Origin of the sequence: Sorangium sp. So ce131 (assembly GCF_051519095.1) — a bacterium.
GTDB lineage: Bacteria > Myxococcota_A > Polyangia > Polyangiales > Polyangiaceae > Sorangium.
The window spans coordinates 2,659,904-2,678,048 of record NZ_CP150455.1; the positions used below are offsets into that span (position 1 = coordinate 2,659,904).

Here is an 18,145-nt window from a genome sequence, read left to right on the forward strand (position 1 = left end):
AGAAGGGCGCGCGCCGCGTTTCGAGACGTGGTACGCGGCCTCCATGTCCCAAGACGTCGAGCTCCAGTGTCGTTGCGGAAAGGTGCACGGATGGCTGCGCGGTGCGTCGCCGAGCGCGGTGAACCGCGCCGTCTGCTACTGCGACGACTGTCAGGCGTTTGCCCACCACCTCGGCCGCGCGGACCTGCTCGACGAGCACGGCGGCTCGGACATCGTGCAGGTCGCCCCGTCGATGGTCTCGTTCGACCGCGGCAGCGAGCTCGCCGCCGCCGTGCGCCTCACCCCGAAGGGGCTCTATCGGTGGTACGCGAGCTGCTGCAAGACGCCGCTCGGCAACATGGTGTCGCCGCGGCTGCCGTTCCTCGGCATCGCCTCCGAGCTGCTCCAGAAAGCGCCGAGCGCGCGCCCGCTCGACGAGGTCGTCGGCGCGCCGCGCGGCGCGATCCTCGGCAAGTTCGCGATCGGCGAGCCGCCGCCCGGGTCGGTGAAGCCGAACGTGCGCCTCCTCGCGCACGTGACGCGAAAGCTGCTCGGCTGGACGCTGCGCGGCAAGGGGTGGCCACATCCGTTCTTCGATCGCGCGAGCGGCAACCCGAAGCACCCCGTCACGGTGCTGTCCACGGCCGAGCGCGACGCGCTGCGCCCGCTGTGCGGCCCGCGCCCCGCGCGCGCGTGACGGGCCGGATCGCGCGATGGAGACGACGCCGGGCGGCGCGGCCGACACGGCGCCTCTGCGCCTCCTCGTGACCGAGGTGCAGGGCGCGGCGCCGCGCGCCTTGCCGCTCGGCGCCGCGCTCAGGGCGTGAACGCTTCATTGACGTCGGTCGCCCCGAAGCTCTGCTGCGTCCCGCCGCCGGGGACGTAGATCGTCTCGCCGACGGCGGCCGCGCCGGTCCCGTGGCGCGGCGTCCGCATCGGCGCGAGCACCTCCCACGTGTCGGTGGCGGTGTCGTAGGCCTCGTTGTCGTCGAAGACGCCGAGCGAGTCCGGCGCCTCGTTGCCCTCGCCGCCGAGGACGTAGATCTTCTCGCCCACCGCGGCCGCCGCGACGCCGCCGCGCGCCGTCGGCATCGGCGCGCGCGTCGACCAGGCGCGTTCCGACAGGTCGAACGCGAACACGGTATCCTTGACGTTCCCCTGGCCGTTCGCCCGCCCGCCGAGCACATAGAACGTCGAGCGCACGACCGCGCCGCCGACGTGATCGCGCGGCTCGGGCAGGTCCGGCAGCGCCTCCCACGCGCCCGTCTCGACGTCGTACGCGGAGAAATCGAGCACCGTGTCCTGGAAGGCTTCCGACAGCGAGCGCAGCCCGCCGGCGAGGTAGATCGTCGTGCCGTCCACGCCGACAGCCGCGCTCCCTCGCTCGGTGCCCTCGGGCATGGGCGCGAGCGCGGTCCACGCGTCCGTGCCCGGATCGTACACGAACCCGTCGCCGACCGCCGTCCAGGGAAAGCCGCCGAGCATGCCGCCGAGCAGGTAGATCTTGCCGTTCAGCGCCGCGATGTTCGGGTGATTCAGCGCGACGGGCAGCGGAGCGGCCTCGGACCACCTGTCCTCGCGCGGATCGTAGATCTCGACGCGCCCCGTGTTCATCCCGTCGCCGCCGAGGCCGGCGATGACGTAAACCTTGCCGTCGAGCTCCACGACGCTGTGCTCCTGGCGCGGCCCGGTCGCGATGGCGGCGAGCTCGCGCCAGCCAGAACCCTCGTCGGCGCCGGCGCCGGCGCCGGCGCCGCCGCCCCCGCCGGAGCCCGTGGCGCCCTGGCCGGCGCCAGGGCCGTCGTCCACGCAGGCGAGCGCGGACAGGGAGAGGCTGAGAGAGAAGCAGAGGGCAATGATGGGTCGCATGGGTCTCTTTCCTTGTGGTGTTCGGTGATGACAGACCTGCGGTCAGCGCACGACGCCGCGCGCCCGTCGCTCGTCGCAGCGCGCGGAGGTCCTCTCCGCGCTCCGCTGTTCCGAGGCGAGCGGCGGCGCGCGGGCCATTCACGGCGGCGGGGCCTGCGAGGCGAACGCGAGCGCGCTCGTTGTGCGCCCCTCCGCCGTGGTGCACCTTGACGATGCGCCCGCGGGCGCGGACGCGCCATTCGAGGTCGTCCGTGGTTCTTGATTCATCGTCTCTCCGGAGGTGTCGTGGACGCGCTCAGTGACGTACTTCAGACGATCCGCCTCGCGAGCAACCTGTTCTGCCGGTCCGAGCTGTCGGCGCCCTGGGGCGTTCGCCTGCGAGGCGGCACGCACGCGGGCTTTCACTACGTCGCCCGCGGGGGCTGCTGGCTCACGGTGGAGGGGGCCTCGGCGCCCGCCGCGGCGCTGTCGGAAGGCGACCTCGTGCTCCTGCCGCGCGGCCATGCGCACGCGCTGCGAGACCGGGCGGAGAGCCCTGTTCGAAGCCTCGAAGCGCTGTTCTCGGAGGCCCGCGGCGACGACGGCGTCGTCCGGTCCGGCGGCGGCGGCCCGACCACGACCGTGCTCTCGGGCTGCTTCACCGTCGAGGACCGGTCGACGAACCCGCTGCTCGCCTCGTTGCCCCCGCTCATCCGCATCACGCCCGACGAGGGGCGCGCGGTGCCGTGGCTCGAGCAGAACCTCCAGTTCATCGCCGCCGAATCCGCGTCGTCTCGGCCGGGCTCCCACGTCGTCCTCACGCGCATCGCCGACGTGGTGTTCGTGCAGGCCCTCCGGGCCTTCATCGAGCGGCTCCCCCACGACGCCGGAGGCTTCCTCCGGGCGCTTCGGGAGCCGCACATCGGGCAGGCGCTCGGGCTGATGCACCAGCAGCTGGAGCATCCCTGGACGGTGGAGACCCTCGCCTCGAAATGCGGCCTCTCGCGCTCGGCGTTCGCGGAGCGGTTCAAGCAGATCGTCGGCGAGCCGCCCCTCGGCTACCTCACGCGGCGCCGCATGGAGCGCGCGACCGAGCTGCTCCGGACGGGCTCGACCCTCGCCGACGTGGCGCGGCGGACGGGGTACTCGTCGGAGGCGGCCTTCAGCCACGCCTTCCGCCAGTGGGCGGGCACCCCCCCGGGCGCGTACCGCAAGGCGCAGCGGGACGAGCGAGCCCGTCTGGGCAGCAGCGGCGCGTCCGCGGTGGCGAGCGCCTTGGGGGAGGCTTGAGCCATCACCGCTCCGGCGCCGGCGACACGCCGAGCAGTCGATCGATCCCTTCGTGAGCGCCCCGCCGGTGTGCACGTCGAGCCCAGCTGCCCGCGGCGGGGCCGCTCCTCGCGCGGCGGCGCGGCGCGCTCCGGGCCGAGCGACGCCACCTTCGAGCTGGCCTCGCGCTTGTATCCGTGGCGGCGTGGCCCTCCGCGGCGCGCCCTGCCCGCCGGAGGTCCCGGGGGGGAAATCCATGGATCGAGCAGCGAGCGCGCCCCGAGGCGCGCGCCTCTGCCTGCGTCCGCTCGCCGAGCGGCCGCGGTGCAGCATCATTGTTCCCTGTTACAACGAGGAGCGGTACGTCGAGTCGACGCTCCGCTGCGCCCTCGGGCAGCGGTATCCGGAGGATCTCCTCGAGATCCTCGTGGTCGACGGCGGCTCGACCGACAGGACGAGGGAGATCGTCGCGCGCGTCGCCGCGGAGCACCCGCGGGTGACGCTGCTCCACAACCCGGCGCGGATCCAGGCTGCGGCCATGAACCTCGGCATCCGCCGATCGCGGGGTGAGGTGATCGTCCGGATGGACGCGCACGCCGACTACGCCCCCGACTACGTCGCCGCCTCGGTGGCCGTGCTCCGGCGGACCTCCGCGCTCAACGCGGGCGGCGCGGCGCGGCCGCGGCACCGGGGCGGCTTCCAGCGGGCGCTCTGCGCGGCGCTCTCGAGCCCGCTCGGCGTGGGGGGCTCGGCGTACCGCGACCCGTCGCGGGAAGGGTTCGTCGAGTCGGTGTGGGGCGGCGCCTTCCGGCGCGAGGCGTTCGAGATCGCCGGCCTCTACGACCCGGCCGCGATCACCAACGAGGACGCCGAGCTGAACCAGCGCATCATCGAGGCGGGCGGCGCGGTCTACCTGTCCCGGGACATCGTCGCCCACTACTACCCGCGGTCGTCCCTCGGGGCGCTCGCCCGCCAGTATTTCGCCTATGGCGCGGGGCGCGCGCGCACGCTGCTCCGCCGCCGGAAGCTCCTGTCGCTCCGGCCGATCGTGCCGTTCTGCATGGTGACGGCCTTCGCGCTCCTCGCGCTCGCCGCCGCGCTCCTGCCGGCCGCGCGCCCGCTGCTCGCCGCCGCGTCGCTCGCCTACGCCGCGCTCGTGATCGCCGAGTCGCTCCGGCTCGCGCGGCGCGCCTCGTCCCGCGATTTCCCCCTGCTCTGCGCCATCCTCCCCGCCATGCACGCCGCGCACGGGCTCGGGTTCTGGGCCGGGCTGCTCCGCGGCGCGCGGGGCCGCGTCGGCCGGCGCGACGCCGAGCGCCTGCCGGCTCGTTGACCGCGTCGCACACGGCGACCGCGCGCCGCGCACGGCGCGAGCAGGACGCCGCCTCGCGCGGCCCGGACCGACGAGGTCGGCGCGTTGATCGGCCGCAGGCCGTTTGGTATGGTCCCCGACGTGAGCGCGGGCTGGCCATCGTTCGACGCGGCTGCAGCCGAGCTGATCCAGCTGTCCCGCTGGTGCTGCGAGCACGGCTGGACGCCGGCCACGAGCGGCAACTTCTCCGTCCGGCTCGGGGAGGGCGCCCTCGCGATCACCGCGTCCGGGCGGCCCAAGGGCGCGCTCGCCGCGTCGGACATCGTGGTCGTCGATCTCGACGGGCGCCTCGCCGGGCCGGCCGCGGGCCGCCCGTCGGCCGAGACGCTGCTGCACTGCCAGCTTTACCGGCGCCACCCGGGCGTCGGCGCGGTCGCGCACACCCACTCGCGGGCCGCGACGGTGCTCTCGCGCCGGCACGCGAAGGAGGGCGCCTTGACGCTCGCGGACTACGAGCTGGCCAAGGCGCTCTCCGGGGTGGCGACGCACGAGGGCTCGGTGCTGCTGCCCGTCTTCGCCAACACGCAGGACATCGCGCGGTTGGCCGAGGAGGTGGAAGCGTTCATGTCCACGCGGCCGCCGGTGCACGGCTACCTCATCGCCGGCCACGGGCTCTACACGTGGGGCGCGGACGTCGCGGATGCGCGCCGCCATGTCGAGGCGCTCGAGTTCATGCTCGATTGCGCGGTGCTGGAAGGGAGGATCTCATGAGCGTGCTTCGGGTCTATCCAGACAACGATCCGACGAAGGCCGAGGAGTACACGGCGTTCGAGGACATCGCCCGCGTGGCCGCGGGGGCGAAGATCCGGTTCGAGCGCTGGTCCGCCGAGCGCCCGCTCGCCGCGGGCACGCCGCCGGCGGAGGTGCTCGAGGTGTACGCCGGCCCGGTGAAGCAGCTCTCGGAGGCGTGCGGGTTCGTCACGGCGGACGTGATCTCGGTCTCGCCGACCACCCCGAACCACCCCGAGATCCGGCGGAAGTTCCTGGACGAGCACATCCACACCGAGGACGAGGCGCGCTTCTTCGTCGAGGGCCGGGGGCTGTTCTGCATCCACCACGGCGAGCGCGTGCTCTCGTTCCTGGTCGAGAAGGGCGATCTCATCAGCGTCCCGGCCGGCACGCGGCACTGGTTCGACATGGGGCCGACCCCCTCGTTCACGTGCATCCGCTGGTTCTCCGACCCGAAGGGCTGGGTCGCCGAGCACACCGGGTCGGACATCGCGTCGCGTTTCCCCCGCCTCGAGGCGTGACCATGGCGGCGCCCTCCGCGCGTGCGGTGGTGGTCGACGTCGAGGGGACCACCACCGACGTGCGCTTCGTCCACGACACGTTGTTCCCGCTGGCGCGGCGCGAGCTCCCCGCCTACGTGGCCGCTCACCCCGGGAGCCCCGAGGTCGAAGCGGCCCGGAGCGCGGTCGCGCGCGAGCGGGGGCTCGGCGCGGAGGCCGTGGGCCAGGACGAGCTCACCGCCGCGCTGCTCGCGTGGATCGACGCGGACCGCAAGGAGACGGCGCTCAAGGCGCTGCAGGGGAAGATCTGGCGCAGCGCCTATGAATCGGGGGGCCTCCGGAGCCACGTCTATCCCGACGTGGAGCCCGCGCTGCGGAGGTGGCGGGACCTCGGGGTGACGCTCGCGGTGTTCAGCTCCGGATCGGTCGAGGCGCAGCGGCTGCTCTTCCGGCACACGACGTCCGGCGACCTGAGCGGCCTGTTCGCGGCGTTCTTCGACACGACGACCGGCCCGAAGCGGGAGCCGGCCGCTTACCAGCGGATCGCGGCGGCGCTCGGCCTGCCTCCGGGAGACGTGCTGTTCCTGTCCGACATCGTGGCCGAGCTCGACGCCGCCGCGGCCGCCGGCATGCGCACCGTCCAGCTGCTCCGGCCGGGGACGGCGCGGGACGCGGAGCCCCGCCACGCGGTGGCGGAGCGCTTCGACGAGATCGCGCTGCAGGCTCTGTCTGACGAACGTCGCGAGCGGCCCGCGTAGACAGCTCCGCTAGCCGGCTCTGCTGCACCCGGATGATCTCCTCCTGCAACGCTGCGCGCTCGCGGTCTCGCGTTCTCGCGCGCCGACATATCGAGCGCGAGGCGGGTGCTCGGCGAGCGCCTCCGCCGCCGCGGCAGCAAGCGTCGCGGCCCGCCGCCCCCCGGCCCGCCGCTCCGCCATGGCGCCGCCATGGGCGATAGCCCGGCGGGTTGTCGAAATTCGCGGCGAAAACGCGCCCTCACCGCGTGGCGTGCGGCGTGCGGTGTCGGCGCCGTATGGCCAGCGCGGCTCGCACCACGGGCGTCGTCTACGAGCGCCGTCGTCCCGAGAAGACGACGCTCTACGAGATCGTGCGCGACAACGTGGAGACGCTGTACGGGGCCATCGACGACGGCGCCATCGCGGTCCGGATACCCAAGCACGCGAAGAAGGAGATCGAAGCCTACCTCGACTGCGGGCTGCTCTGCCGCGGGTTCGCGCGGCTCCGGTGCGAGCGCTGCGAAGAGAGTCGGCTGGTGGCCTTCAGCTGTAAAGGACGCGGTTTCTGCCCGTCGTGTCTGGGCCGACGCATGTGTTCCACGGCGGCGAACCTGATCGAGGACGTCCTGCCCGAGGTGGCGCGCCGTCCGTGGGTGTTGACGTTTCCGTTTCCGTGGCGGCGCAGGCTCGCCCAGGACGGGTGTTGTTCGGCGTGCTGACCCGCATCTTCGTCGAGAGCGTGGAGCGGTTCTACGAAGAGCGCGGTGCGCGCCTAGGCGCGTGCGGCGCGGTCAAGAGCGGCGCGGTGACCGTCGTGCAACGCACGTCCGGCGACATGCGGCTCAATCCGCATCTGCACGTGGCCTTCCTAGACGGGGCTTATCACGAAGACGGCACCGAGCTCGTGTGGAACGAACTCGGTCATCTTCCAACTCGCGCGGTCGGTCAGGTCCTAGAGCACGCCGTCGGGCGGATGCTCCGTTACCTCCGGCGGCACGGGCATCTCGAGATCGAGCACGACGTCGAGGAGGACGACGAGCCCGAGGCAGCGCTCTGCGCCTCCGCCGTCTCGGGACGAGAGCCGCGCCACACGTCGTCGCCCCGCAAAGGCTCCGCGGGCTCTCGCCGTCCTCTCCGAGCGCGCTCGCGTACGACAAGCCGCTGTGCGCTGCGCTCGATGGCTTCACCTTGCACGCAGCGACGCGCGCCGGTGCGCACCATGCCGCGGCGAGGGAGGCGCTGCTGCGTTACGTGTTGCGACCCCCCCATCGCAAACGAGCGCGTCGAGCCGCAGCAGGACGGCCTGGTGCGGCTCTTGCTCAAGCGCGCCTTCGCTGACGGGACTGTCGCGGTGGACATGGATCCGCTCTCGCTCCTGTGCCGCCTCGCGGCCAGCGTCCCGCCGCCGCGCTTTCACACCGTCAAGTACGCCGGCGTGCTCGCCTCGGCAAGTCGCCCACGTTGGCGCGCAAGCGCATCGGACCGCGCCCTGCGAAGCCAGAAGAGCCTACGAAGGCGGACGATGACGCCGCTCCGAAACGCAAGCGTGGCGGCTATCGACCGTGGACCGAGCTCTTGCGCCGCACATTTGCGATCGATGTCCTCGAGTGCCCAGCTTGCAAGGGGCGGATGAAGCTCGTCGCCATGGTGACCGAGCCAACGAACATCGCCCGCTTCCTCTCCGCGCTCGGCGAGCCGACCGACGTCCCAGCACGCTCTCCCAACCGGGGGCCACCGTACTGGAAAAGCACCCCCCCTCGCCTTCGCAGGCGGCACCGCGCCAAGCGCGATGGTCCCCTTCGTGACCGCCGCTTCGAAGAACTGGGCCGAAGGAACTCCCGTCACCGTAACGGACGCCACGCTCCCGATGGCCCTCGAAGCCATGAGCGTGACGACGTTCGTGAGTCAGTGAAGCCTAGCCAGATCGGCCCCGTCGCTCAGGGGACCTTCATCAGGGCGTTCTGCTCTGCTTGCACGCGGCCATCGGTGCAGAACTTGCAGTTGTCGCCGTAGAAGAAGTTCCTGTTCGCTGTGTCATCCATCAGATGAACGCGGAACCAGGCCGCGGCCGACGACAGGGACACGCCATTTGCGCCCTGATAGACCCAGCTACCGTGATCCGCGTTGAGCTCGTTGAGGAAAAACGCGGGCTGATCGGTGACCGTCCTGAAGACATCGTGGACCCCGCTGCATCTCACCGTGGAGTCGTTCCCCCCGCAGAAGAACAACATGGGGGTGTGCACTCCCTCGAGGGCACCGGTGCCGCAAATCGTGCCGAGGGCCGAGAAACGGGGATCGGAGGCCGTCTTGCAAGTCGACATGCCCCCATAGGAATGGCCAAGCTGGCCGATCTTCGTGGTGTCGAGGGCGTGATAGTACGGGCTGCTCGCATCCTCGGCTTGTTCCAAGATCCAATCGAGGCCCGCGGTCGTGGGAAGAGGATCGCCTGCGGCGGTCGCGGTGCTGAGAGAAGCCACCACGACGAAACCGTGGGACGCGAGATGGTTGACGATCGGTCCGTATTGTCCGCACCACTGATTGCTGCCGGCGTTGACGACGCATTTCGGCGGGTTCTGCTCCGGATTGTCCCGGTAGCCATTGGCCCAGATCAGGATCGGATGGCAGTGGCCGCTGGTTGCGATATTGCTCGGGCGGTACACGTTGAAGCGCTGTTGCTCGTCCCCATAGATCGGATCGGGAACGACGCCGGCGAGGGGGCCGACGTTCTTGTCTGCGGTGACCGAGAAGGGGCCCGTCCTGGTAGGATCGGCCGTGGGGAACGGGTCGCCGACGCAGCTACTGACCGAGCCGCCGCTACCGGTCGTGCCGCCGCTTCCGGCATTTCCTTGGCCGCCGCTGCCCGGTTGCCCGCCCGAAGCCGCGCCACCCGTGGCCCCACTCGAGCCGCCAGCCCCACCACTGGATGCGCCGCCGCTTTCGGCCGTTCCCCCAGAGCCCGTCGCACCACCGGAGGCCGTGCCCCCGCTGCCCGTCCCACCGCTGTCCGTGCCAACCGCGCCCCCGCTCGCGGCAGCGTCCCCATTCGATCCGTTACCACACGCCGCGGTGGAAACGCACACGCCCAAAGCCAGTAGCCAACGCTTCATGGTGACTCTGTCCTCGCCCAGCCGCTCAGCGTCGTCAAGCGCTTTGGCGGATAGGACAAGCAAACGCGTTCCGCAAAGTCAAGATTCTCGGAGCCGTTCCTGGCTCGTGCAGTCCGACTGTACGAGCTTATCGACAGAACGGGCCTTATGCGATCAGACAGGCCTTCCACTCGTGAAACGCCTGCGATTACCGCGACGTCGCACCAAGCGGAAGGCATCCTACCGTATAGCTGTACACTACTGGCACCAAGCGGAAGGCATCCTACCGTATAGCTGTACACTACTGAGCTCGTCCAAACGGCCGCCGTCGCGGTTCGCGGCGCGTCGTGATGGCCGGCGCACGCACCTCAGGGCAGACCTCCCCCCGGCCACGTCGTCGAGCAGCGTCCCTCCCCTTTCAGTTTCGTCACGCGGGGTCCGCCGGGTACCGCGCGCGGCACTCCAGCGGCTCGGCGAACAGACCGAGGTGGCTCAAGATCTTCCTCGCCGTCGCCTTGTCCGTGATCGCGGCCATGAGTCGCATCCGCCCGCTGCATCGCGGGCACGCGAGAACATCTACTGCGTAAGTCCGCCGCAAAAGCTTCGCCGCGAGGCGCAGGCGCGCGAGCGGGTGCTCACCTGCGCGGACCTGGCGCAGCCGCCGGCGTGGGTCCCGCCGTGGAGCAGCGGCGGCGAGATGCAGTGGTGGCTCGCGCGCGCGTGGGACGTGGGGGCGGTCGTGGCGATCGTCGCGCGGGGGGCGCAGCTCCTGGTCTAGGTTCGCGCGTCGGAAATACCGCCAGAGAAACCGGTCGATGCTGAGCGGTCGCCGGAAACAGTAGCGATTTTCATGGTTTTCGCCTGTTTCGCCGCCGAGGGCGGCTCCGGTGTGGCCCAACGGGGCGCCCTTCCGCCGCCGCATCGCCTGCGGTCAAGGGCCCGCGGCATCACCGATCGGGTCGGCGCCCGGCCCGGCGGCGCGGCGCCGAGAAATTCTCCTTCACTCGCCGCCCCGTTGCCGGACCCTCCGATGCGTTGCCGCCTGCTTCGGGATCGTGCCTGCGCCCCTGCACTCTGCCGGCCCAAGGGCCGCGGCTGACGCTCTTGTTGGGCAGCGTCAGGGAAGTCGCGTGCCATGTTTCTGGATGAGCTCTACGAGATCCGATGCCGTGATCGCAAAGCGCTGCACGTCGGAAGAACCGACCTATCGCGTCATCCCCTGCACGTCCCTAGCGGCGGGTTGCCGATATCGCGCGCCAGCACCCGCAATTTGCGCTCGCCCTCAAGCTTTTGTGCGCAAACGATTAACCAGCAAATCATCCTGAATGATTTGGTCTTTGATTTGCGTCAACTCATCAACGTCCCAGTTGCAGCTCAAGTATCGGCCCTTGGCCCAATCAGCCTTGCCGGAGCAAAGCCAAACAGCGAACCCGGCTGGCAAATCAGGTTCGTCGACAAGGCCGGCGTGAATCTCCTTGGGCATGTTCTTTGCGAGCGCGGTGGAAACACCTCCTGGATGGATGGCGAAGCATTTGATGCCCTCCTCGCCATGATCAACGTTGACGAACTCGCAAAGACGGTTGATCGCGTGCTTGGATGTCTGATAGTCCGACGCCGCAGGCGTTACCAATTGAGCGCCGATGGAGGAGACGAGGATCAGATGGCCACCCGTCGATCCTGCGGCAAGATGCTTCCTGGCCGACTGGATAAGATGGGGGATGGCAAATCGAATCACGTGATATGTGCCTTTTAGGTTGACTTCCCATGTCTTCCACCAGCTGGCTGTGTCAGACTCGCCAATCTTCTTCCACTGGTCGAGATAACCGGCATTCGAATCGACCACATCGATGCCGCCAAATTTGGCCACACAATCCATGACGGACGCCTTGACCTGCTCTTCATCTGTTACGTCGCAGGCCGAATACTCACACTGCGTCTCTGGATTCGCCTCGGTCACTCGTCTTTTCGTTGCCTCAAGCCCCTTTTCTGACCTCGCGGTGATATAGATCGCTTTGGCGCCCGCGTGAGCGAAAGCCACCGCGGTAGCCTGACCAATACCCTGCGATGCACCGGTGATAAAAATGGCTTTGCCCGATGCGCTCCCGCTCAACGTAGTCTTGGGATCGATGGCAGGGTATAGCGAGTGATGCGCCTTGATATCGAGAAACTGTGTTCGAATAGAGGACATGAGACTCCTTGCGTTCCTTGTGCTGGCCCCCGCGGCTGAAGAGGCGCAGCCTGCGGCATGTTGGGAGTGCGTCCAGCACAGCGACTGCGACGCCATGTGCCCCGCGGAGCGGGCTCAGTCGATCACCGGCCCCAGCACTTCGGCGATGCGCCGCGCGATGTGGGGGGCATGTGTCTCCAGCGCGAAGTGGCCGCTGTCCACGAACTCCACCACGGCACCGGGGTTGTCGCGGCGGTAGGCCTCGGCGCCGGGCGGGATGAAGAACGGGTCGTTCTTGCCCCAGATCGCCAGCGTCGGCAGCGCCCGCTCGCGGAAGAACGCCTGGAACTTCGGATACAGCGCCACGTTGTTCGCGTAGTCGAGGAACAGGTCCAGCTGGAGCTCGGCGTTGCCCGGCCGCTGCAACAGCAGGTAGTCGAGCATGTACGCCTCCGGTGCCACCAGGCTGGTGTCGGCCACGCCGTGCTCGTACTGCCAGCGCGTGCCTTCGAGCGTGAGCAAGCCGCGCAGGCCGTCGCGGTTCTCCGGCGTGGGGTTTTCCCAGTAACGGCGCACCGGCGCCCAGGCCTGCTCGCCCAGGCCGTCCAGATAGGCGTTGCCGTTCTGCGACACCAGCCCAGTCACCTGCTGCGGCCGCGCCAGCGCTAGGCGCAGGCCCACCGGCGCGCCGTAGTCGAACACGTACAGCGCATAACGCTTCAGGCCGATCGCATCGACGAACGCCTCGACGGTCCTGGCCAGGTCGTCGAAGGTGTACACGTAGCCGCGCTCGGCCGGCACCTCGGTGAAGCCGAAGCCGGGCAGGTCCGGCGCGACCAGGTGGAACTGCGACTTCAATTCGTCGATCAGCCGCCGGTACATGTGCGAGGAGCTGGGGAAGCCGTGCAGCAGCAGCAAGGTCGGCCGCGAGAGGTCGCCGGCCTCGCGGTAGAACACCTTCACCCCGTCAGCCTCGACGTGGCGGAAGTGGACGGCGGCGGCGGAAGCATCGGCGGGGACAGCGGCGGCAGCGGGCGTTGCGTTCATGGAGATGGCTCCGAAGCGTAACCCGTATAAACGATTTATACAGGTTACAGGAGAAACTTGCGTCGGCCCCTGTAACTTGTCAACAGACTTTTCTCAGGTTACATCACGACGGCGCTTCAACCGGTACGCATCCATGGATTGCAACGAAATCCCGGTCGACTGGCCGCCGCTGATCGCCGACCAGCTGGCCCTGGACTTGCTGAATACGGTGGTCCAGCAGGACGGCGCCCCGGTCGAGCACCTCGTCGACGACGCGGCCGCGGCGCGCTGGCTGGCTCGCGCCACCGGCGCCGCCGTCCTCTCCCCCGCCCCCAGCGGCCTGGCCCGCAAAGCCCGCGGGCTGCGTGAAGCGGTCCGCGCCGTCGTCGAGGCGCGCAAGGCCGGCCGGCCGGCCGACCTGGGCGAGCTGAACCGGCTCCTGGCGAGGGTGCCCAGCCACTGGACCTTGCACGGCGGCCGCGACGGCATCCGCGTGCATCGCAGCGCGCTCGGCGCCGCCGCCTGGCGACCGCTGGCGCCGCTGGCCGAGGCCGCGGTCGCCCTGCTCGCCGACGGCGACTTCGACCTGGTGCGCCAGTGCGAGCACCCGCTGTGCACGCTGTGGTTCTACGACCGCACCAAATCGCACAAGCGCCGCTGGTGCAGCATGGCGCTGTGCGGCAACCGGCACAAGGTGAGCGAGTTCCGCAAGCGCCGGCAGGCGTCGGCCGAGTAGCGTCACGCCATGAAGTGGGGAGTGGTCGCCGCCGCCTCCGCGATGGCGCCGCCACCCCTGAGCTCGATCTCTCCTCGGCGCGTAGGCAAAGCAAGCCGGAGCGCAGCGCGAGGAAGTTTAGCGCGGCAGAGCGAAAGGGTGGGACCGCGAGCGTCGTGATGGCTCGGTCCTGGGTCGAAAGAGCGTGGTCCGGGCGGCGCCGGGCGCGCTACGGGGCGCATCGGCGTGCCGTGGGCACACGTGTCCGTCCGGGCGTTGGTCTGGCCCGGGAGGCGCGTCGCGAGACGTTATGCGGCGTCACCGAGCGCCCTGCGGCGCAGAACGGTGCTTTTGCAGTACGGTGGCCGCCGCGTGGACGCTGGGAGATCGTGCTGGAACATCGCTCGGCTCGCCGAGCGCGGAGAGGAAGCGGACGATGTTCCGGCGCTCGGTGACCGCGGAGGCGCGCTTGATCGACAGCCGCACCAGGCCGTCCTGCTGCGGCTCGACGCGCTCCTTCGGGTCAGGTGCGGGTGATGGAGAGGCCGCCGTCGACCAGCGCGGCCGTCCCGGTGACGAAGGAGGCGTCGTCCGAGGCGAAGTAGAGCACGGAGCGGGCCACCTCCTCCGGGGTCGCGACGCGCTTGAGGGCGTGGAGGCTCGTGATGAACGCCTGCGACTCCTTCGTGCTGTTCGCCTCGTGGTACATCGCGGTGTCGACGGCGCCCGGTAGGATCGCGTTGACCCGCACGCCTTGCGGCCCGAACTCGGCGGCGAGGGCCTGCGTCAAGCCGATCAGGCCGGACTTGCTCGCGGCGTACGCGGCGGTGCCCGGGAACGCGACGGTGTAGCCGACGAAGGTCGAGGTGAAGATGATCGACCCTCCGCCGTGCTTCAGCATCGCGGGGATCTGGTGCTTGGCGCCGAGGAACGCGCCGGTGAGGTTCACGGCGAGGGTGTCGCGAAAGCCGGCCTCGGAGACCCCGGTGCTGGGGCCACCCTCGCCCAGGGTGCCCGCGTTGTTGAAGGCGATATCGAGCTTGCCGAACTTCTCTGTCGCCAGCGCCACGAGGGCCTTGGCGTAGTCTTCCGAGCGCACGTCGCCGGCCAGCGCGGCGGCGCGCCCGCCGCTCTTCTCGATCTCGTTCACCAGGCGCGCGAGCTCGCTCTCGCGCCGCGCCCCGAGGATGACCTTCGCCCCCTCGGCGGCGAAGAGCTTGGCCGTGGCCTCGCCGATACCAGCGCTTGCGCCCGTGATGATAGCCACCTTGTCTTGCAAACGTCCCATGATCCTTCTCTCCTGTCCGGCGCGCGGCGTCCCAGGGGCCGAGTTACCGACGGTCGGCGTTGCTGCTCGAAAGAGGGGAGAGGGCGCCGCCACCAGCCAGCGCGTCAGCCCCTCTGACAGGCGAGAGTGTAGAGCCCGGCGCGCGTTCGCAGTAGGCTCCCGTCGGTGGAACTGGATTTCGGAAACGCCGAACGATGAAGATCGAGGGCATCGCGACGTTCGTGGCCGTCGCCGAGGCGGGATCGCTCAGCGAGGCGGCGCGGCGCCTGCGCCTGTCGAAGTCCGTCGTCAGCGAGCGCCTGGCCGAGCTCGAGAAGAGCGTGGGCGCGAGCCTCATCCACCGCACGACGCGCAAGCTGTCGCTCACGGAAGATGGGGCGGCGTTCCTGGAGCGGGCGGTCCGGATCGTCCGCGAGGTCGAGGACGCGACCGCCGACCTCGCCGCGCGGCGCGGCACCCTGGCGGGCCCCCTCCGGCTGTCGGCGCCGGTGACCTTCGGGCGCATGCACCTCGGCCCGGCGCTCTACCCCTTCCTTTTGCAGCACCCGAGGATCGAGCTGACGCTCGATCTGGATGACCGCCGCGTGGACGCTGCCGCCGCCGGCCACGACGCGGTGGTGCGGCACGGGCCCATCGTCGACTCGCGCCTCGTGGTCTGGCGCCTTGCGCCGAGCCAGCGCGTCCTCGTCGCTTCGCCGGATTACCTGGCGCGCCACGGCGCGCCGGCGTCCATCGCCGAGCTGGAGAAGCATCGGGGCATCTTCTACACGAACCGCGGCATCGCCGACTGGCGCTTCCCGGCGCCGGACGGCGCCGTGCTCGTGCGGGCGCGCGTCGGACTCCGCGTCAACAACGGCGACATGATGCGGGACGCCGCCGTCGCCGGCCTCGGCGTCGCTCTTCTGCCGATGTTCATCGTGGGCGCGGCGCTCAGGGCAGGTGAGCTGCGCGTCATCGACGTCGGCGCCCAGCCCGAGCCCGAGTTCATCTTCATCGCGCACACGGAGGGGCGGCGCCCCTCGGCCAAGCTCCGCGCGCTCGCCGACCATCTCGTCACCGCCTTCGGGAAGCCGCCGTACTGGGATGAATTTGCATCGCCGCAAGCTTCCCGGTCGAGCAAATCCGCGCCGCGGTCGAGCTCCAGGCCGACCGGCACGTGAAGGGCAAAGTCGTCATCGACCTCCAGTTCTCGAGGGGTTCGAAAGGGCGTACTTGACGGAACGTTGGATGCTGCGGCGCAGAACGGTGCTTTTGCAGTGCGGTGGCCGCCGCGTGGACGCTGGGAGAGCGTGCTGGAACATCGGTCGGCTCGCCGAGCGCGGAGAGGAAGCGGAACGGGGGCGTGCGTCCAGGTCGTACATGCATGCTGGCGTGCGCATTGAGCATGCAGTGCGCATCACAGGCAGCGCGCTGTAAGATTTTAACACAGCGTCCATGTTCTGGGCGTATTGGTTCCGAGGATCCCCGGGCTGATTGGCACATAGTACATCGCGTCGCCGAGCACGAACGTTGCCATCGAAGCGCCACGCTGAGGAAAGTGTGACAAAATCAGCATTGTTAATGTTGTCCACGGAAGACCCGCCCGCCGCCTTGCGCGCGCATTCACTCGCGGTCGACCTGGACGGCGCATTGGTGAAGACAGACGTGTCGCTCGAGGCGCTCGTTGAGTTGCTCCGGCGGAACGTCGGCCATGCCCTCCTGTGCCTGCTCTGGCTTGCGCGGGGCCGCAGGATTTGCTGTGGCTTCTGTGTCCGCTTCTGCCGTATCGGATCGGTAGGGCCCGGATCCTCGCGAACCGGGGCGAAATGCACACCGATCCCGTCCTGTTCGCGCTGAAGGACCGCGTGAGCTCTGGGGTGGGGCTCTGTGCGGCGATCATCATGCTGCTGGCGGCAACCGACTTCTAGAGCTGAGATGTTGACGTTTGCAGACTAAGGCGGCCTCGGGGGGGCGTCGGCGTGGCGTTCCGCGGGCCCGTGGAGCTGGGAGGAAGAGTCATGTACGTGTTGAGAACGGCACCTTCGCGCTCGACGCTGATCTCGATCCTCGGCGCTGCCATACTCTTCAGGGCAGCATGCTGCGTTCTTTTTCCAATCGGGACCGAGGCTGGCATGCAGCAGCGGGTCGGAGACGAAAAATTCTATTTTCAGATTGCACATGCGATCGTCGAGCGTGGAGAGTTCGTAGAGGGCCACCTGCGCGCCTATCGACCTCCCCTCTATCCAGCAATGCTCGCGCTGAATCTTTGGCTCTTCGGCGACCGCACATGGATCCTCTCGTTCGTGCAAAATCTCATGATCCTCGGCGCGGCCGCGCTGCTGTCGGTGCACGTAGCGAAGCGGTACAGCGCGCAAGGTGGCCTGATATGCGGCATGTTGATCATCCTGAGCCCGTGCTGGGTGTTGCTTCCACAGCAGGCGAACTCGGAGTCACTGTTCGTGCTGTTGCTCATTGGTGGGATCATAGGCGCTGCGCGCCTCTTGGAGCGCGGGGGCGTCGCTTTGGAGCGCGGGGGCATCGCCCGTGCGCTGGGGTGCGGCGTCCTGCTCGGGGGCGCCGCGCTCACGCGAGAGATCGGCCTCTTCTTCGGCGTCGCCATCGTCGCGTGCCTCTGGCTCACCGCGCGCACACAGCTTGGCGCCAAGGCGGCCACGCGCACCGCCGCCCTCATGCTCCTCGGCATGGCGCTCGTCGTCGGCGCCTGGACAGCCCGAAATTACGGCGTCTTTGGTCGCATCGTGCCCATAGCCACCAATGGGCCGCTGAACTTCTTTATCGGGAACAGTCCTCAGGCAACAGGGCATTTCCACTTCTTTATCCCGGCGCAATCTCGGGCGCTCTGGAACACCCCTAGCGAGCATGGCGCGAATGAGATCGAATCGATGGCGATCATGGGGAGAGAAGCCGTCCGGTTCATCTCGGAAAACCCGGGGCGCGTCGCGGCGCTCAGCCTCAAGAGGCTCGCGTGGCTCTGGTTCCCCACACCCACCGCTCCGCTGGCGCTGACGCCGCGCATGCTGGCGCTTTGCGCACGCGCGGCGTTCCTCTCCGTATACAGTCTGCTCGCCATCTACGGGCTCTTTCGGATGCGGCGGATGTTCCTCGGAAAAGCCTTGATTGCCCTCGCGTGTGTCACCAGCCTGGTCCATGCGATGACGCATGTGGATGTGCGCTTTCGCGCTCCGCTCGACGTGGCGCTGGCCGTCCCGGTATCCCTCATCCTCCTCGAGGTAGCGGCGCGTCGCCGGCTCCGTTGGTCAGGGGCTCACGATGGCCAGATGGAGAGCCCGGGACTATCCCCTGTCCGATCCATGTCCTCCGCGATCCGAGGCGAGCCTCTGGAAGCCCATGAACACATGGTACACAAGAAACCGCGTGCCTCCGGCGCGGAGCGTTGAAGTTTCGCGCTCTCGCCTCGTGGAGCAGGGG

17 protein-coding genes are annotated in these 18,145 nt (G+C 69.4%); 12 read left to right on the forward strand and 5 right to left on the reverse strand.

Annotation, left to right across the window (positions count from 1 at the left end; genetic code table 11):
- Positions 1-43 precede the first annotated feature (43 nt).
- The gene (locus WMF43_RS09850; RefSeq protein WP_437679234.1) at positions 44-676 is read left to right on the forward strand and encodes a DUF6151 family protein; all 633 of its coding nucleotides are present in this window, start codon (positions 44-46) and stop codon (positions 674-676) included.
- Positions 677-795: 119 nt separating this feature from the next.
- On the opposite strand, the gene WMF43_RS09855 is transcribed toward WMF43_RS09850, so the two are convergent.
- Positions 796-1,848, reverse strand: a complete 1,053-nt coding sequence (locus WMF43_RS09855) for a Kelch repeat-containing protein (RefSeq protein WP_437679235.1) — start codon at positions 1,846-1,848, stop codon at positions 796-798.
- A 285-nt stretch (positions 1,849-2,133) separates the two neighbouring features.
- On the opposite strand from WMF43_RS09855, the gene WMF43_RS09860 reads away from it, so the two are divergent.
- The 7 genes from WMF43_RS09860 to WMF43_RS09890 all read left to right on the forward strand — a co-directional run bounded on the left by WMF43_RS09860 (position 2,134) and on the right by WMF43_RS09890 (position 8,067).
- Positions 2,134-3,117 (forward strand): AraC family transcriptional regulator, encoded by a 984-nt coding sequence (locus WMF43_RS09860; RefSeq protein WP_437679236.1) that lies wholly within the window; start codon positions 2,134-2,136, stop codon positions 3,115-3,117.
- A gap of 235 nt (positions 3,118-3,352) precedes the next feature.
- On the forward strand, positions 3,353-4,429 hold the full coding sequence (locus WMF43_RS09865; RefSeq protein ID WP_437679237.1) for a glycosyltransferase family 2 protein: 1,077 nt from the start codon (positions 3,353-3,355) through the stop codon (positions 4,427-4,429).
- 108 nt (positions 4,430-4,537) lie between these two features.
- Positions 4,538-5,179, forward strand: coding sequence for a methylthioribulose 1-phosphate dehydratase (locus WMF43_RS09870; protein WP_437679238.1), 642 nt, complete (start codon positions 4,538-4,540; stop codon positions 5,177-5,179).
- The gene (locus tag WMF43_RS09875; protein ID WP_437679239.1) at positions 5,176-5,718 is read left to right on the forward strand and encodes a 1,2-dihydroxy-3-keto-5-methylthiopentene dioxygenase; all 543 of its coding nucleotides are present in this window, start codon (positions 5,176-5,178) and stop codon (positions 5,716-5,718) included. The genes WMF43_RS09870 and WMF43_RS09875 overlap by 4 nt, the downstream gene beginning before the upstream one ends.
- A 2-nt stretch (positions 5,719-5,720) precedes the next feature.
- Positions 5,721-6,455: an acireductone synthase gene (mtnC, locus tag WMF43_RS09880; RefSeq protein ID WP_437679240.1), complete on the forward strand. Its 735-nt coding sequence runs from the start codon at positions 5,721-5,723 to the stop codon at positions 6,453-6,455.
- Between the two features lie 275 nt (positions 6,456-6,730).
- Positions 6,731-7,153 carry a transposase zinc-binding domain-containing protein gene (locus tag WMF43_RS09885; protein WP_437679241.1) on the forward strand — a complete coding sequence of 141 codons (423 nt, stop codon included), beginning with the start codon at positions 6,731-6,733 and terminating at the stop codon, positions 7,151-7,153.
- A 116-nt stretch (positions 7,154-7,269) separates the two neighbouring features.
- The gene (locus WMF43_RS09890) at positions 7,270-8,067 is read left to right on the forward strand and encodes a transposase (protein ID WP_437683981.1); all 798 of its coding nucleotides are present in this window, start codon (positions 7,270-7,272) and stop codon (positions 8,065-8,067) included.
- Positions 8,068-8,371: 304 nt separating this feature from the next.
- On the opposite strand, the gene WMF43_RS09895 is transcribed toward WMF43_RS09890, so the two are convergent.
- On the reverse strand, positions 8,372-9,541 hold the full coding sequence (locus tag WMF43_RS09895; protein WP_437679242.1) for a poly(ethylene terephthalate) hydrolase family protein: 1,170 nt from the start codon (positions 9,539-9,541) through the stop codon (positions 8,372-8,374).
- 610 nt (positions 9,542-10,151) lie between these two features.
- Between WMF43_RS09895 and WMF43_RS09900 the strand changes: the two genes are divergently transcribed.
- Complete coding sequence (locus WMF43_RS09900; RefSeq protein WP_437679243.1) at positions 10,152-10,298, forward strand: hypothetical protein; 147 nt, start codon at positions 10,152-10,154, stop codon at positions 10,296-10,298.
- Positions 10,299-10,802: 504 nt separating this feature from the next.
- On the opposite strand, the gene WMF43_RS09905 is transcribed toward WMF43_RS09900, so the two are convergent.
- Both WMF43_RS09905 and WMF43_RS09910 read right to left on the reverse strand, forming a co-directional pair.
- Entirely contained in the window at positions 10,803-11,708 is a 906-nt protein-coding gene (locus tag WMF43_RS09905; protein WP_437679244.1) for an SDR family NAD(P)-dependent oxidoreductase, read from the reverse strand.
- A gap of 114 nt (positions 11,709-11,822) precedes the next feature.
- Positions 11,823-12,734: an alpha/beta fold hydrolase gene (locus tag WMF43_RS09910; RefSeq protein ID WP_437679245.1), complete on the reverse strand. Its 912-nt coding sequence runs from the start codon at positions 12,732-12,734 to the stop codon at positions 11,823-11,825.
- 133 nt (positions 12,735-12,867) lie between these two features.
- On the opposite strand from WMF43_RS09910, the gene WMF43_RS09915 reads away from it, so the two are divergent.
- On the forward strand, positions 12,868-13,449 hold the full coding sequence (locus WMF43_RS09915; RefSeq protein ID WP_437679246.1) for a CGNR zinc finger domain-containing protein: 582 nt from the start codon (positions 12,868-12,870) through the stop codon (positions 13,447-13,449).
- 502 nt (positions 13,450-13,951) lie between these two features.
- On the opposite strand, the gene WMF43_RS09920 is transcribed toward WMF43_RS09915, so the two are convergent.
- Positions 13,952-14,716, reverse strand: a complete 765-nt coding sequence (locus WMF43_RS09920; RefSeq protein WP_437679247.1) for an SDR family oxidoreductase — start codon at positions 14,714-14,716, stop codon at positions 13,952-13,954.
- Positions 14,717-14,910: 194 nt separating this feature from the next.
- Here WMF43_RS09920 and WMF43_RS09925 point away from each other — a divergent pair, with 194 nt between their 5' ends.
- Positions 14,911-15,876: a LysR family transcriptional regulator gene (locus WMF43_RS09925; RefSeq protein ID WP_437679248.1), complete on the forward strand. Its 966-nt coding sequence runs from the start codon at positions 14,911-14,913 to the stop codon at positions 15,874-15,876.
- A gap of 837 nt (positions 15,877-16,713) precedes the next feature.
- Positions 16,714-18,114: an ArnT family glycosyltransferase gene (locus tag WMF43_RS09930; protein WP_437679249.1), complete on the forward strand. Its 1,401-nt coding sequence runs from the start codon at positions 16,714-16,716 to the stop codon at positions 18,112-18,114.
- Positions 18,115-18,145 lie beyond the last annotated feature (31 nt).

Coding starts and splice junctions, on each gene's coding strand:
- WMF43_RS09850 (WP_437679234.1), top strand. CDS start 44: ATGTCCCAAGACGTCGAGCTCCAGTGTCGTTGCGGAAAGGTGCACGGA.
- WMF43_RS09855 (WP_437679235.1), bottom strand. CDS start 1,848: ATGCGACCCATCATTGCCCTCTGCTTCTCTCTCAGCCTCTCCCTGTCC.
- WMF43_RS09865 (WP_437679237.1), top strand. CDS start 3,353: ATGGATCGAGCAGCGAGCGCGCCCCGAGGCGCGCGCCTCTGCCTGCGT.
- WMF43_RS09870 (WP_437679238.1), top strand. CDS start 4,538: ATGGTCCCCGACGTGAGCGCGGGCTGGCCATCGTTCGACGCGGCTGCA.
- WMF43_RS09875 (WP_437679239.1), top strand. CDS start 5,176: ATGAGCGTGCTTCGGGTCTATCCAGACAACGATCCGACGAAGGCCGAG.
- mtnC (WP_437679240.1), top strand. CDS start 5,721: ATGGCGGCGCCCTCCGCGCGTGCGGTGGTGGTCGACGTCGAGGGGACC.
- WMF43_RS09885 (WP_437679241.1), top strand. CDS start 6,731: ATGGCCAGCGCGGCTCGCACCACGGGCGTCGTCTACGAGCGCCGTCGT.
- WMF43_RS09890 (WP_437683981.1), top strand. CDS start 7,270: ATGCGGCTCAATCCGCATCTGCACGTGGCCTTCCTAGACGGGGCTTAT.
- WMF43_RS09895 (WP_437679242.1), bottom strand. CDS start 9,541: ATGAAGCGTTGGCTACTGGCTTTGGGCGTGTGCGTTTCCACCGCGGCG.
- WMF43_RS09905 (WP_437679244.1), bottom strand. CDS start 11,708: ATGTCCTCTATTCGAACACAGTTTCTCGATATCAAGGCGCATCACTCG.
- WMF43_RS09910 (WP_437679245.1), bottom strand. CDS start 12,734: ATGAACGCAACGCCCGCTGCCGCCGCTGTCCCCGCCGATGCTTCCGCC.
- WMF43_RS09915 (WP_437679246.1), top strand. CDS start 12,868: ATGGATTGCAACGAAATCCCGGTCGACTGGCCGCCGCTGATCGCCGAC.
- WMF43_RS09920 (WP_437679247.1), bottom strand. CDS start 14,716: ATGGGACGTTTGCAAGACAAGGTGGCTATCATCACGGGCGCAAGCGCT.
- WMF43_RS09925 (WP_437679248.1), top strand. CDS start 14,911: ATGAAGATCGAGGGCATCGCGACGTTCGTGGCCGTCGCCGAGGCGGGA.
- WMF43_RS09930 (WP_437679249.1), top strand. CDS start 16,714: ATGTACGTGTTGAGAACGGCACCTTCGCGCTCGACGCTGATCTCGATC.